Genomic DNA, 15,062 nt, shown 5'->3' with positions numbered 1-15,062 from the left:
TACAAAAAAAGGGATGTAGTAACCTACATCCCTTTTTTTATTTACTTTGGAAGTTACTGCTTCTTTATATCAACTTTTTCGATAGTAATTTCAGTTTCTTTCCCTTTTGAATCAATGGTAGTATCTTCAAATTCCTTTAACTGGGCTTCCACTTCTGCCTTTGTTCCTTTAAAGGTCTTTTCCTCGGTTACCTCTTCACCGTTCAACATCGTTGTATATTGTACGGTAGCTTCGGCCAAATCACTATCATTAGCATCCATGGTCACCTTTATGGTTTTTTCGATGTTACTGTCATTACCGGCCATGCCCGTAACGTTCAAGGCAATACTTGGCGCAATGACCAAAGCCACAACGGACATCAATTTCAAAAGAATGTTCAATGATGGCCCTGAAGTATCCTTGAACGGGTCACCAACAGTATCACCGACAACGGCAGCCTTATGGGCATCGGTACCTTTTCTACCTTGTTCCTCGATCATTTTTTTTGCATTGTCCCACGCACCTCCTGCATTTGACTGAAAAATAGCCATCAGAACCCCTGCCGTGGTAACACCGGCCAATAGTCCGCCCAACATTTCAGCTCCTCCAATGAAGCCTACCGCAACGGGCACGGCGATGGCCAAAAGTCCGGGCAATACCATTTCCTTGATCGAAGCGGTCGTAGAAATGGCAACACACTTATCGTATTCGGCAACACCATCAGCGGCATCGAAAATCGCCCTTTGCTCTGGAGTCGCTTTTGACATATCGGAATCAACGGCCCTCATTACCTCTAAGGCCGCTTTCAATTGTGGAATGTCCCTAAATTGGCGGCGCACCTCTTCGATCATGGCCATGGCAGCGCGACCTACTGCATTCATCGACAAGGCCGAGAATACAAACGGTAGCATTCCACCGACCAACAAACCGGCCATTACCGTTGGCTTTGAAACGTCGATCGCGACCACGTTGGCCGTTTGCATAAAGGCGGCGAACAAGGCCAAAGCCGTCAAAGCCGCAGAAGCGATAGCAAAACCTTTTCCGATGGCAGCAGTAGTATTTCCAACGGCATCCAATTTATCGGTTCGTTCGCGTACTTCACTCGGCAATTCGGCCATTTCGGCTATACCACCCGCGTTATCCGAAATCGGGCCATAGGCGTCAACGGCCAATTGAATTCCTGTGTTGGCAAGCATTCCTACCGCAGCAATGGCGATTCCATATAATCCCGCAAAATGGTGCGACACCAAAATAGCAGCGGCAATGAACAATATCGGGAACATGGTGGACATCATGCCCACACCCAATCCTGCGATAATGTTCGTTGCAGCACCAGTTTCAGACTGGCGCACGATACTATTTACGGGCTTTGTTCCCGTACCGGTATAATATTCGGTGATCTTACCCACAGCAAGACCAGCGACCAAACCTGCAAGTACCGCCCAGAAAACACCCAATGAAGTATATTCGTTGCCTCCAAAAGTCCAGCTTGCGGGAAGCATCATATCAATGATAAAATAGGAAGCGACCAACATAAGACCGGCAGAACCGAACTCACCTATGTTCAATGCCGTTTGGGGATTTCCGCCATCCTTAACTCTTACAAAGAAGGTCCCTATAATGGACATAACGATTCCGACCGCGGCCAAAACCAGTGGTAGATAAACTGCTCCTAAACCATCAAAAGCTGCTTCAAATGCCGGAATCTGCGTAAAGGCCGCACCCAATACCATCGTACCGATAATCGACCCGACATATGATTCAAATAAATCGGCGCCCATACCGGCAACATCACCAACATTATCTCCTACGTTATCGGCAATGGTTGCGGGGTTCAACGGATGATCTTCTGGAATACCTGCTTCTACCTTACCGACCAAATCGGCACCGACATCGGCAGCTTTGGTATAAATACCACCACCAACACGCGCAAAAAGTGCAATAGAGGAAGCTCCTAATGAAAAACCGGAAAGTACGTTCAGCACCTCACCGATGCCCCAGCCCATTCCACTGTAGAACTTGAACAGACCGCTCAGACCCAAAACACCGAGACCAACTACACCAAGGCCCATAACGGCGCCGCCTGCGAAAGCAACCTCTAGGGCCTTGCCCAACGATGTTCTTGCCGCATTGGTAGTTCTGACATTCGCTTTGGTAGCGACCTTCATACCGATAAACCCTGCCAAAGCAGAACAAATGGCACCTACAATGAACGATACCGCTACCATACCGTTCGAGCCTACCTCGTTACTTCCTTTGACGAATAGAAGTGCAGCTACGGCCACGACGAAAATCGAGAGAATCTTATATTCGGCCTTTAAGAAAGACATGGCACCATCGGCAATGTTTTTGGCGATCCGGGCCATCTTTTCATCCCCGACATCTTGCTTTGAAACCCATCCGCTCCTAACGAAGACATAAATCAAGGCCAAAACACCAAAGGCCGGTAAGAAGTTCACTAGTAAATCCATATTGATCAGTTGTTTATAATTTTAAAATGCGTGCAAAAATAGGAAAACCTATCAGAATAAAAAAGCAATATCTTTTTGAGGGATATTGCTTTCTATTGACTTCTGTCGTAGCCTTTTATTTAATACTGACCTCTTCGCTCGGTACATCGCTTCGGCCGAACCTTCTTATGCATTTTGCAACTATTTCTTTCGCTTCGAGAACATCGCCCCACCCTCCTACATCGACTTTCTTCTTTTCCAAATCTTTATAAACCTTGAAAAAATGTTCTATTTCTTTTATCAAATGCGGATTGAGGTCGCTCAAATCGGTCACAGAATTGGCTATGGGATCCGACACAGGCACACAGATTACCTTTTCATCGGGACCTTTTTCATCGGCCATGTGAAAAACGCCGATCGGTTTGACTTCCATAACACAACCGGGGAAGGTCGGTTCGGTCACAAGTACCAAAACATCAAGTGGGTCGCCGTCCAGAGCCAAAGTTTCTGGAATAAAACCATAATCCGCCGGATACATCATCGACGAAAAAATCATTCGGTCGTATCGGATCTTTTTTAGCTCAAAGTCATATTCATATTTGTTTCTACTGCCCTTTGGAATCTCTATCAATACGTCAAAAGAGGTAATTTCGTCTGCGCTCATATTTATCTGTTTTTTGGGATTACAAAGGTACTTCGATCAACGACCTTTGCGCTATTGAAATCGTTAAAATACCTCTAAAGCGGTTAATGATACTTCTGTGAAGAGAATTGCTTAAAAACTAAAGCCGAAGCTTCCGGTAACGGCAAAAGGGCGTGCATTTGGGGCATCCAAATAATTGCCCCTAAAATTAAAATCGATTCGAAAGATCTTAAAAATGTTTCCTACCCCTACCGAATACTCATAGTAAATCTTGTCTGAAGGTGCCTGCAACGGTATGTTCGTCGGGGAGCTTAGGGCTATATTTTCATTCGATAGTTCTCCCCAAACGCCGCGTAACCCGACAATCTCCCTCAAATTAAGTTTGCGTAGAAATGGTATCCTAGAAAACAATCTACCGTTAAAATTGTGTTCCAAGTGTACCGAAGTATAGGTATCTGTTACAAATTCGTAGAAATCGAGATTGGGAAAGGCATTATATAGCGAAAACAACGTCTGGTTTCCGGGGATTACGTTTAAAAGTCCTAGAGGAACCTCTCCAAATGTCTTACCGACTTCCACGGTACTCAATAACCTTCCGAAACCGCCCAATTGCCATGGCTGGCTATAGGAAAACTGAATTTTGCTGTAATTAAAATCACTTTGCAGAAAGCCATCGAGACCTCTTGTGTAATTCAATAGCAGCGTGCTGTAGTCATCATTGATATCATAACGTTCAACGCCATAGCCGATCACTCTTTTACCTGGCGTATAGATCAGCAGGGTACTGATATCGAACTGTTTTATCTCAGAGGAAATACCCGTAGGGGAATCGGCATCGATATAATCCAAACTGAATGCATCGGGCAGTGCCGAACTCAGCGTTCTGAACGAACTACCGAACCGTATTCTAAAATTGGTCACCGGCTCCATCTCCATACTAAAGGTACTTAGGTCGATATTGGTCAATCGGTTGTTGGACCCTACTGTAAGAACCGATGAGGACGCAACACTCCTCCCCAGCACGTCATTTGTAGAGGTAAGGCTCAAACCCAGTTGTTCGACATCGCGACGATGTCCGCCAGAAAAGATCAACCTTGTCTTTTGGTCTACCAGCCATTTGCCCGAAATACCGTGCTTTACCCTATTATCTTTAAAACCATAGGCCATGTATCCTTCAAGGCGCCATGGATCGTTCTGTCCGAAATAGGTGCGCGCTCCGGCGCGCAATCTTACGCCCTCGGCATCGTTGTATCCAAAAACACTGTAAACGTCCCCGATATCGATGTTCCACTTGTCGACTTCGACATAGCCCGAACCGAGAATACTGATCAGGTTATAATACGATTTGAACTTAGGCACGGTCTTCAGGGTGTCTAAAAGCTGATAAACCCCCTTTTCGTCTTTGTTCAAGGTTTCCAATCGGCTATTTTCCCAAAAAGTACTGTCGCGGTTCATTACCAAAGGGTCGAACGGATTACTCTCTGCCCTGTAAAACGATTTCGGTTTGGGAATATCGAACATATGATTATCGTAAACCGTGGTTCGCTTGCCATAGATACCCCTTGATTCTTCTTTCTTTCGGAAGCTGAAATCGGTCAGCATATAATCGCGCCTTAAAAGAAAGACCGAATCGTTGACAACTTCGAAATCTTGCTCGATATAAAATTCCTTTACCCAGTTCAGATTGGCACTTTTGGTGACTTGCAGATTGATATTCTTGATGGCGTACGTACTATCGTTTACCCAAAAATCGCCTTTGAACGTCAATTCGTTCTTGCGCCGGGGATAATAGACGATATTATAACACCATTTGTTGTCGATAAAGGCGCTATCGCGAAGCGCGTAATTATACACGTCGACACCTGTTCTTGAAAGCGGGCTGGTGAAGCTTTTATCGTAGAATTCTATATAATTATTGTACACATCGTATTCGGCATACATATCTTGAATAAAAGCGGTGAGGGCCTGATTGTTTTCAAATCCGGAATTTTTACTTCCCAGAATATCTTCCTTTTCTTCATTCAATAGGTTATCACCGTAGACTTTAGAGAATTTTTCGTTCAAAAAGATGGGCAGATAGGTTTTTCCTGTTATCCTTGAGGTATCAAGATCTTGAAAAACGAATTCAAGTCCCTTGAAAATCTTACTTTTCATCACCGAACTGTCTATCGTATTCAGGTCGAACTCCACTTTTTCGTACTTATCATATTTGTATTGCTCGAACATACGTAGGCCGTTCCGCCTTTTTTTCTCCCATATCTTTCTAAGGATATCAACCGCAGGATTGTTCTTTTTCGGTTGTTTACCCGCGATCAGTACAACTTCTTTTAGTTGCTCGGTAGCTTCTTTTAAAACGATTTTCATATCGTAATTGACCTTTGAAGTCAACAAGATCTCAAGTTCGGCGAAGCCGATGAAGGAAACGACCAGCGTATCATGGGTCATATCCGATTCCATATAGAACCGTCCGTCATCATTGGTAATGGTACCTTCGGTCGAATTTTTGAAAAGAATGTTGGCAAAGGCCACCGGTTCACCAGTCTCATCGGTCACCATACCGCCAACTTTTGTTTGGGCGTCGGCGAAATATGCCGACAACAAGAGTATGGAAAAGAGAAATTTTTTCATTAAAAGTTTAGTTCTCGAAACTGATTTATCAAATAGCGTACCAATGAACCCGTCTTGAGTTCAATAAAAAAAACTCCGCAGTTTTTTGGCTGCGGAGCAAAAGTAGTCGTACAATTTCTTAAACCTTATTTATATAACACTTTCTTAACAGCCTTGATGACGTCTTCGTGATTCGGCAACCATTCCTCCAAAAGTACAGGGGAATATGGCGCAGGAGTATCGGCGGTGTTTATTTTTTGAATAGGGGCATCCAAATAGTCGAAGGCATGTGCCTGCACATGATAGGTAATCTCGGTGGCGACGTTTCCGAACGGCCAGGCCTCTTCCAAGACTACAAGACGGTTGGTTTTTTTGACCGAGGTCAAAATCGCCTCATAATCCATCGGTTTTATCGTTCGCAAATCAATGATCTCGCAACTGATTCCTTCCTTTTCGAGTTCATCGGCAGCCTTATCGGCTTCCTTGATGATCTTTCCAAAAGATACAATGGTCACGTCGGATCCCTGTCTGCGAATATCTGCCACTCCAAGGGGAATCGTAAATTCTCCTTCGGGCACTTCGCCCTTATCACCGTACATCTGCTCCGACTCCATAAAAATTACCGGATCATCGTCACGAATGGCCGATTTCAACAAACCTTTGGCATCAGCGGGATTAGAAGGAACTACTACTTTCAAACCCGGACAGTTGGCATACCAGCTTTCAAAAGCCTGCGAATGGGTCGCCGCCAACTGACCTGCAGAAGCGGTCGGCCCACGAAACACGATCGGACAAGGAAACTGCCCGCCCGACATCTGTCTGATCTTGGCAGCGTTGTTGATAATCTGGTCGATACCCACCAAGGCAAAGTTGAAGGTCATAAATTCGATTATCGGCCGATTGCCGGTCATGGTGGATCCGACACCTACACCCGCAAAACCCAACTCAGAGATAGGGGTATCGATAACGCGCTTGTCACCGAATTCGTCCAACATTCCCTTCGAGGCCTTATAAGCGCCATTGTATTCGGCCACTTCCTCACCCATCAAGTAAACAGATTCGTCCCTGCGCATTTCTTCAGACATTGCCTCCGCTATGGCCTCTCTAAATTGTAGTGTCTTCATGTATCGATTTGCTTATCGTGTTGTGCGTTCGCTTTTTTGAATGCAAGCAAAAATATGAAAATATCCATCAATAGATCATCGGTACGGACTAAAAAAAGTTTCAAAATTTATTATGCATGCATAATATTTTCGAAAATTAATGGTTATCTTAGCGCAGTCATTTTAAAGCCCTTTTTATGAAGATTTTAGTATGTATAAGTAATGTTCCCGACACTACTTCCAAAATAAATTTTGCCGAAGGCGATACGAAATTCGATACGAACGGCGTACAGTTCGTAATCAACCCTAACGATGAGTTCGGCTTGACCCGCGCCATGTGGTTCAAGGAAAAACAAGGGGCCACGGTGCATGTTGCCACGGTCGGCGAAGCTTCGGTCGAACCTACCATGCGAAAAGCACTGGCCATAGGTGCCGATGAGGCCATTCGGGTCAATGCCGTACCTACCGACGGTTTTTTTGTCGCCCAGCAATTGGCGCAAGTGGTAAAGGATGGCGGCTATGATCTTGTCATTGGCGGAAGGGAATCCATCGACTATAACGGTGGCATGGTGCCCGGAATATTGGCCACTTTACTCGATATGAATTTTGTCAATACCTGCATCAATCTCGAAATTGAGGGAAACAACGCTACCGCTATACGCGAAATCGACGGCGGAAAGGAAAAAATAACCACTACCCTTCCTCTTGTTGTAGGGGGCCAAAAAGGATTGGTCCAAGAAAGCGACCTTCGAATTCCCAATATGAGAGGTATTATGATGGCGCGCCAGAAAAAGCTGAACGTGGTCGAACCTGTCGAAGCGATCAACGCGACCACCGATGCCAAATTCGAGAAACCGGCGCCTAAAGGTGCGGTCAAATTGGTAGATAATGTTGATGATCTCGTAAACCTTTTGCACACCGAGGCGAAAGTGATTTAACGATCTAAAAACCCAAAAATTAAAAACTTTATGTCAGTATTAGTATATACCGAATCAGAAAACGGAAAATTCAAGAAGAATGCCTTTGAGGTCGCTTCATATGCCCATGAGGTCGCCAATCAAATGGGCACAACGGTAACGGCTATTTCCGTAAACGCTGAAGACAATGAGAGCTTGGGCGCCTATGGAGTATCAAAAGTTCTAAGTGTTTCAGATGATAAGCTCAAGACCTTCAATGCCAAGGCCTATGCCCATGCAATTGCCCAGGCCGCGACAAAAGAAGGTTCACAGGTCATTATCGTGAGTTCAAGCACCGATAGCAAATTTTTGGCCCCGATCTTGGCCGCCAAACTTGAAGCGGGCTATGCCCCCAATGTCGTCGCCGCACCAGAAGGTACAAATCCATTGACCGTAAAGAGAACGGCATTTAGCAACAAGGGTTTTGCACATACACGGATCAACACCGATGTAAAGATAATAGGCGTTTCGAACAATGCGTTCGGAACCCATGAAAACGATGCCACAGCTGCGGTAGAAACCTTTGCCCCATCGTTGGAAGACGGTAATTTTAACGTAAGATCCGTTGAAATCGATAAGGCGGTAGGTACGGTAACGATTGCCGATGCCGATATTGTCGTCTCAGGAGGAAGAGGTTTGAAAGGACCTGAAAACTGGGGAATGGTAGAAGAACTAGCCGAGGTATTGGGTGCCGCGACCGCATGTTCCAAACCCGTTTCCGATATGGGTTGGAGGCCTCATGGCGAGCACGTCGGACAGACCGGAAAACCGGTGGCCAGTAATCTGTATATCGCAATCGGTATTTCAGGGGCCATTCAACATTTGGCCGGGGTAAGTGCCTCAAAGGTCAAAGTGGTCATCAATACCGATCCCGAGGCGCCTTTCTTTAAGGCGGCCGATTATGGCATCGTCGGCGATGCCTTCGAGGTTGTTCCGCAACTCACCGAAAAATTAAAGGAATTTAAAGCTCAGAACTCTTAATTTTTGTTAATTTGCGCGTCGGTTCCAATTGCCAATGCATTGGAACGAAAGGGCTGTTTAAATATCTGGTGCGCCCAACTATTTAAACAGCTTTTTGTATTTTTAGTAAGTATATGAGCTTAGTTAGATTAAAGATAAAGGGTATATCGTATAGCCAGACACAAAATGGCGCCTATGCCCTTATTTTAAATGAGGTAGAAGGTGACCGCAAGCTACCGATCGTCATCGGTGCCTTTGAGGCGCAATCGATCGCCATTGCACTTGAAAAAGAGATCAAACCCCCAAGGCCTTTGACCCACGATCTTTTCAAAAACTTCGCGGATCGTTTCGATATTGTTATCAAACAGGTAATCATTCACAAGCTGGTGGATGGCGTTTTTTACTCCAGCATCATTTGTGAAAGAGATAAGATCGAAGAGATCATCGATGCCCGTACCAGTGATGCCATTGCCTTGGCCTTGCGTTTCAACGCTCCCATTTTCACTTATAAGACTATTTTGGACAAAGCCGGAATCTTTCTCAAGTTTTCCTCCAAGGAAAAGGACAATGATGAAAAAGATGACAGCATCATGGTCGATGAAATACTTCAAGAAGGAGAGACCGTAGAAATCGATTCAGGAGTCGCGGGAGCCTATAAAGAACTGACCTTGGAAGAACTGCATAAAGAACTCGACAAGGCTGTGGCCAACGAAGATTATGAAAAAGCGGCCAAACTGCGGGACGAAATCTCAAAGCGCAACTAACCAACCGACAAGCCTATGAAAACCCGTTTATGGATTTTTTCGCTTGTACTTTTTATTCCTTTTCTCGCTTTTTCCCAAGACAGCATTTCCGCCGATACCATACAGAGTTCCATCGACGTAATTTCCAATACCAATGTGGCCGAAATCATTCCCAACGAGGGCTTTTCCATCAGCAGTCTGTGGAGGGGTATCTTGGGTATGTTCGTTCTCATACTCATTGCCTACCTTTTTAGTTCGAATCGAAAGGCCATCAATTGGAAGACCGTCGGTATCGGCCTATCGCTTCAATTGTTGATCGCCATTGGGGTATTGAAAGTACCGGCGGTTCAATGGGTTTTTGAAAAATTGGGCGGCGTTTTCGTCAGCATTTTGAACTTTACACGTGCCGGAAGCCAATTTCTGTTCGAAGGCCTCGTGGTGGACATGGACACTTTCGGTTACATTTTTGCCTTTCAGGTCTTGCCGACCATCGTTTTCTTTTCCGCATTGACCTCTTTACTGTTTTATTTGGGAGTCATCCAAAAGGTGGTCAAAGCACTTGCTTGGCTATTATCAAAGGGTTTGGGAATATCGGGCGCGGAAAGTCTTTCGGTCGCCGGCAACATTTTTTTGGGCCAAACAGAAGCCCCGTTGCTCATCAAGGCCTATCTGGAAAAAATGAACAAGTCTGAGATCCTCCTTGTAATGATAGGCGGCATGGCCACCGTCGCTGGGGCCGTACTAGCAGCGTATATCGGATTTTTGGGAGGGGATGACGAGGCGCTGAGACTAATTTTTGCCAAACATCTTTTGGCCGCTTCGGTCATGGCGGCACCCGGGGCGATAGTTATTTCCAAAATGTTATACCCGCAGACTGAAGCGGTCAATACCGATGTTCATGTAGCTACCGACAAAATAGGGGCCAATGTTTTGGATGCCATTTCGAACGGTACTACCGAAGGGTTAAAGTTAGCGGTAAACGTCGGCGCCATGCTTTTGGTCTTTGTCGCCTTTATCGCCATGGTCAACGGCATTCTCGAATGGGTAGGCGATTGGACTTCGCTAAATGCCTGGATCGGGGCCAATTCATCGTACCAAAGTTTTTCGCTCGAAGCTATTTTGGGCACCATCTTCGCCCCATTGATGTGGCTGATCGGGGTCGCCAATGAGGATATTATGTTGATGGGGCAGTTGTTGGGCATCAAATTGGCGGCCAGTGAATTTGTCGGCTATATTCAGTTGGCCGAACTGAAGGATGTTTTGACCAGCCCCCATTTTAAATTCAACAAATCGGTCATTATGGCGACCTACATGCTCTGCGGCTTTGCCAATTTTGCCTCCATCGGCATACAGATCGGTGGCATCGGCTCTTTGGCACCCGGCCAACGCAAGACCCTTTCGGAATTCGGAATGAGGGCGGTTTTGGGCGGATCTTTGGCCTCTTTGCTTTCGGCCACGATTGCGGGTATGATTTTGGGGTAATCGAATCTGCGGGTTGATTACTGTAAAAAGTAAGGGATAGGCTTATAAACGTTAGTGACAAAGTGCCACATTTTATCTGATTTAAAAAAATTGGTAGTATGGACCGAGTTGGTTATCTATGGATATACTATCATTAATCAGACACCTATGAGCAGCAACTAAGATGGAATAATTATGTCGTACCTGTTAGATAATGAATTGAGTGAAGACAGATTTGGAATCCACACCAATATATCGAAAACTCTCAATGACATTATAACAGATGAAAAACTAGACTTATCAGATGGTTCTTTTACAATCGGACTTTTTGGGAAGTGGGGTTCTGGAAAAAGCTTAATACTAAGACATCTCTTTAAGAATTTCCTAAAGAAGAATGAAGATGTGTGCTACGTCTATATAGACGTCTGGAAGTATGTGAACACATCCTTGTATCGTTCAATTCTGTTTGATATTGAGAAAGAAATAAGGAACTCTTCAAATTTAAGAGTCAGTACGTCATTCTCAGATGGATATAAATATGACGGACAATCTCTTACAGACATTCTCGATAGGAATATTACCATAGAAGAGGACTATGATAAGAAACAGAAAAAGTGGTACCGGAAAGTAGGTGACTTTCTACTCAAGTACTGGTATCTGTTGTTGATTTTCATCGTTATTGTCGTACTCAAGAACATCTCTTGGACAGAAGATATTACCTGGTTAAGAGAAATTCTGAAATCCTTCTATACCATCTTCATTTTTATGGGTGGACTTAAAATATTCGAAGATGTCTTTAAAGAAATTGGAAAGGGATTCCAAAAAGAGACAAGTGTAAGAGTTGTATCCAACCCTCCTACATTTTCACAGGATCAATTTGAAAACATCTTTAAAGACATTGTAAATCAATGTGTTCGAGAAATGGATAAGAATGGTTCTCCAAGTAAGATGGTGATAGTATTCGATAATATCGATAGATGTGAATCAAAGGTTTCATATCAGACACTCACAGGATTGAGAACTTTCATGGAACATAAAAACTGTGTTTACATTATTCCCTGTGACGACAAAGAAATAATGAATCATTTATACCGCGGTAAAAAAGGACTAAAACTGGATTTCATGGACAAGGTTTTCCAAACCTATATGAGAATTCCAGTACTAGAAGAATTTGATAGAGATGATTTCATTGAAGACTTGTTGAAGGAAAGTATTGTTCCAATAGAAAAGAAAGACTTTGACATAGTCAAGTCTATTCTATATAGAGGGTATAGAGGACAAACTCCACGTCAAATCAAAAGGTTTATCAATGATTATATCACTTATTATAGGTTGTCAAAAAATATTGATTCGAAGGAGGAGTTTTTACTCAAGGATTTACGGGTATTCACCTTCTTTATTGTAACCAAACAGGTATTCACAGAAGCAGAAGGTTTATTTGTCCAGTATCCCGACTTTTTCCGTTCGTATCAAGATAAAGCACACCCCTTATATGAAGAACTTAAGAAGGTTTTGGACCGATCTAGTAGTAATGGCTCAATGACGGTTGAATCGGTAGAACGATTCAGGTTATTTGTCAACTCCTTTGGTGAGAGGTTGAATCTAAAGAAGGTTCAGGAACCCATGAACTTTGTCTTTTTGAAGAAGGAGGTACGATTCGACATTTACCGACTTCGGGATAAACTAATCAATCAAGAGGCAATTGAAGTGACTAAGGAAACTCCCAGGATAGTTCAAATTATCCTAAAGAACTTCAAGTCTAAAGAGGAAAAGGTCTACCTTGAAGATAGTATTGATTACCTAGTGGTTCATATCCTGGAAGAGGACAAACGTAATGACACCCTACTTGAGGAAATTTTCAAGATAATTTGGGAGTACCGAAATGATGTTCCATCAAGCTATTTAGTAGGAAATAGTGAACTATTACATTCAAAACTAGATCTTTTACAATCACCAAAACTACGGACAAGTCACATAGAAATACTTCCTCATATCTTATCAGAAAAACACAATCAGAAAGCACAAAAAATTTTCGATACTTTATTGCCATTGTTATCAAAATCAGACTTGAATTATGTTCTAAGAATAAAGGGGGAATTTGACTTGGAAAGTGTGGGTGAGATTTTCCCAATTCCTTACCTTAGGAAATCATCGATTAAAAATCTCAATGAAATTATTCCGATGGAATACATCGAGAAAGTTTTCAATGAGTCCAATTTTAACGAGGATGAGGTTGACATTTCAAACCTTGTCCCTGTATTCATAACGGATTCAGACAAGATGGATTTGAAGTCCAGCAAAAAGCTCACTCAGTTGTTATCTCCTAAAATCCAACAATTAAATGGACAACGAAGATTTTCACCTCACGACAAACATGTGGTCTACTTGTTATCTAAGATATTATCCTCAGACAATTACAGTAAAGACTTCTACAATCAGTTATTCTTAAGAATAAATTACTACAGCGGACAATCCTTTCAACAAGAAGGCAAGGACTATTTCCTTCAGGGTTTAAGACTTTTGAAAGATGAGGGGCATCAAAACAACCTTTCTTCTTGGTTTAGCTCCTCTCGATACTTTGTTAATGAAAATACATTCAAACAGTTTCTAAAATCTCTGTCAAAAGATGATATCGAGTATTTACTTATCAGAAAAACAAAGGATAAGTTCCTAGGGTTAATTAAACAATTCAAATTGACTCTTCCTTTCCTATCGAAGTTTGATTTCTTTCTTTTGGAGAATTACTATTCTTATTTAACATCTGGCAATATCTCCATGTCATTCCATATTATTGAAAGGATTGACAGGTTGAATGACGAGAGATTGAATCAATTGAGAGAACAACTTATTAGTGATATTCTATCTATGGACATTGAGGAAACGAAAAGATACGTCTCAAAAATAACTTCATTCTTAAACTCACCTGTTCGGAAGATGGAATTTTTAGTGAGCGTTATTGAATCCTATCTCCCCGATATTTACAACAATATAGATTTGATTAGCAAAAACCTTGAACGATTAGAGAAACTCAAAGGTGATATGGGGTCAGTGGATAAATCCAGGCTCACAAGAATCACCAAGGGCTGGATAAAAGAAACTAAGGACATTAAGAACATTACCAAAGTTAAAAACCGCTTCAGCTATGTACTTCACCCTCGAAAACCATCAAGAAAGATAAAAAAAACAGCTGCCGACAAAATGTGAAAAAATGAAAAAGATTGGAATTATAACTGCGATTTGTGCAATCATTACAGTGGGTTGCAATACAGACAAATCACGGACAAATACCGAAAGCCCAGAGATTACCAAAACTGAAAAAGAAACACATACACGCGACAAATATCTAAAAGCTTTCAAGCCGGAACTACCAACCATAGGGCTTTTGATGTATGACGGGGTTTTACAGGGCGAAGTCATTGCAACTTCCGACGTTTTTGCCAAACTTACGGTTGACGGAAAACAACTGTTCAATGTTGTGTCCATAGCGGAGACTGAAAACCCGATAACGACCGAAGAAGGAATGCATTTTGTTCCCGACTACACTTTTGAGAACTGTCCTGAATTAACGGCCCTGTTCATACCAAGTGCCTATGATATGAGCGCACAGGTCAATAACGAAAAGATTATAGCCTTTATCACGAAAAAGAACAAAGAGACCCAATATACCGTAAGCAATTGCGCAGGCGCACAATTGATAGGGAAATCAGGCATTGCCGACGGTCATAAAATCGTGACCTGGATCGGTGGCGGCGAGCAGTTGCAAAAAGACTATCCGAACTTAAAAGTACAGAACGACAGTTTGGTGACCTTTGTGGAAGATGGCAAGTTCAGTTCGTCGAACGGAAACTTGGCCAGTTACATTTCAGCTTTGAATTTGCTGGAAAAAATGACCGGTCGAGAACACAGGGAATTTGTTGAAAGCTACCTCTATCTTGACCGATTACAGAACTGGAATAAATAATATCACATGCCAGGGGCAAAATCCATTTACGATGTGGCCTACTTAATAGCTTATCTTTTGGGACACTGAACACGGCATTTGGGCAGAATCTCAAAATATAGTTGACAGATTTTGTTATATTTCCCCGAGAACGGATTTCAACAGAATATCTGTTCAAACATTATTTAGGCTGCAATGTTTGCCACAATTACCTTCAAGT

At 43.0% G+C, this 15,062-nt stretch carries 10 protein-coding genes; 6 read left to right on the top strand and 4 right to left on the bottom strand.

Annotated elements, in window-relative coordinates; all coding sequences use genetic code 11:
• Positions 1 to 53: 53 nt before the first annotated feature.
• The 4 genes from ACEZ3G_RS13970 to ACEZ3G_RS13955 all read right to left on the bottom strand — a co-directional run bounded on the left by ACEZ3G_RS13970 (position 54) and on the right by ACEZ3G_RS13955 (position 6,803).
• Positions 54 to 2,450, bottom strand: a complete 2,397-nt coding sequence (locus ACEZ3G_RS13970; protein WP_432426131.1) for a sodium-translocating pyrophosphatase — start codon at positions 2,448 to 2,450, stop codon at positions 54 to 56.
• 115 nt (positions 2,451 to 2,565) lie between these two features.
• Positions 2,566 to 3,093, bottom strand: a complete 528-nt coding sequence (locus ACEZ3G_RS13965; protein ID WP_432426130.1) for an inorganic diphosphatase — start codon at positions 3,091 to 3,093, stop codon at positions 2,566 to 2,568.
• A gap of 111 nt (positions 3,094 to 3,204) precedes the next feature.
• The gene (locus ACEZ3G_RS13960) at positions 3,205 to 5,700 is read right to left on the bottom strand and encodes a DUF5686 family protein (RefSeq protein ID WP_432426129.1); all 2,496 of its coding nucleotides are present in this window, start codon (positions 5,698 to 5,700) and stop codon (positions 3,205 to 3,207) included.
• A gap of 125 nt (positions 5,701 to 5,825) precedes the next feature.
• Positions 5,826 to 6,803 carry a pyruvate dehydrogenase complex E1 component subunit beta gene (locus ACEZ3G_RS13955; protein ID WP_432426128.1) on the bottom strand — a complete coding sequence of 326 codons (978 nt, stop codon included), beginning with the start codon at positions 6,801 to 6,803 and terminating at the stop codon, positions 5,826 to 5,828.
• Between the two features lie 176 nt (positions 6,804 to 6,979).
• Here ACEZ3G_RS13955 and ACEZ3G_RS13950 point away from each other — a divergent pair, with 176 nt between their 5' ends.
• From ACEZ3G_RS13950 to ACEZ3G_RS13925, 6 genes are all read left to right on the top strand, one after another.
• A complete protein-coding gene (locus tag ACEZ3G_RS13950; protein ID WP_432426127.1) occupies positions 6,980 to 7,720 on the top strand; it encodes an electron transfer flavoprotein subunit beta/FixA family protein in 741 nt (246 codons plus the stop codon).
• Between the two features lie 30 nt (positions 7,721 to 7,750).
• Complete coding sequence (locus ACEZ3G_RS13945; protein WP_432426126.1) at positions 7,751 to 8,719, top strand: electron transfer flavoprotein subunit alpha/FixB family protein; 969 nt, start codon at positions 7,751 to 7,753, stop codon at positions 8,717 to 8,719.
• A 113-nt stretch (positions 8,720 to 8,832) separates the two neighbouring features.
• Positions 8,833 to 9,462 carry a bifunctional nuclease family protein gene (locus tag ACEZ3G_RS13940; protein ID WP_432426125.1) on the top strand — a complete coding sequence of 210 codons (630 nt, stop codon included), beginning with the start codon at positions 8,833 to 8,835 and terminating at the stop codon, positions 9,460 to 9,462.
• A gap of 15 nt (positions 9,463 to 9,477) precedes the next feature.
• A complete protein-coding gene (locus ACEZ3G_RS13935; RefSeq protein ID WP_432426124.1) occupies positions 9,478 to 10,923 on the top strand; it encodes a NupC/NupG family nucleoside CNT transporter in 1,446 nt (481 codons plus the stop codon).
• A gap of 174 nt (positions 10,924 to 11,097) precedes the next feature.
• Positions 11,098 to 14,106, top strand: coding sequence for a P-loop NTPase fold protein (locus ACEZ3G_RS13930; protein ID WP_432426123.1), 3,009 nt, complete (start codon positions 11,098 to 11,100; stop codon positions 14,104 to 14,106).
• Between the two features lie 4 nt (positions 14,107 to 14,110).
• Positions 14,111 to 14,863, top strand: a complete 753-nt coding sequence (locus ACEZ3G_RS13925; RefSeq protein ID WP_432426122.1) for a DJ-1/PfpI family protein — start codon at positions 14,111 to 14,113, stop codon at positions 14,861 to 14,863.
• Positions 14,864 to 15,062 lie beyond the last annotated feature (199 nt).

This window comes from Meishania litoralis (genome assembly GCF_042611095.1).
Taxonomy (GTDB): domain Bacteria; phylum Bacteroidota; class Bacteroidia; order Flavobacteriales; family Flavobacteriaceae; genus Meishania; species Meishania litoralis.
Note: the sequence above shows the minus strand (reverse complement) of the source record. Positions and strands in the feature narration are given on the sequence as shown.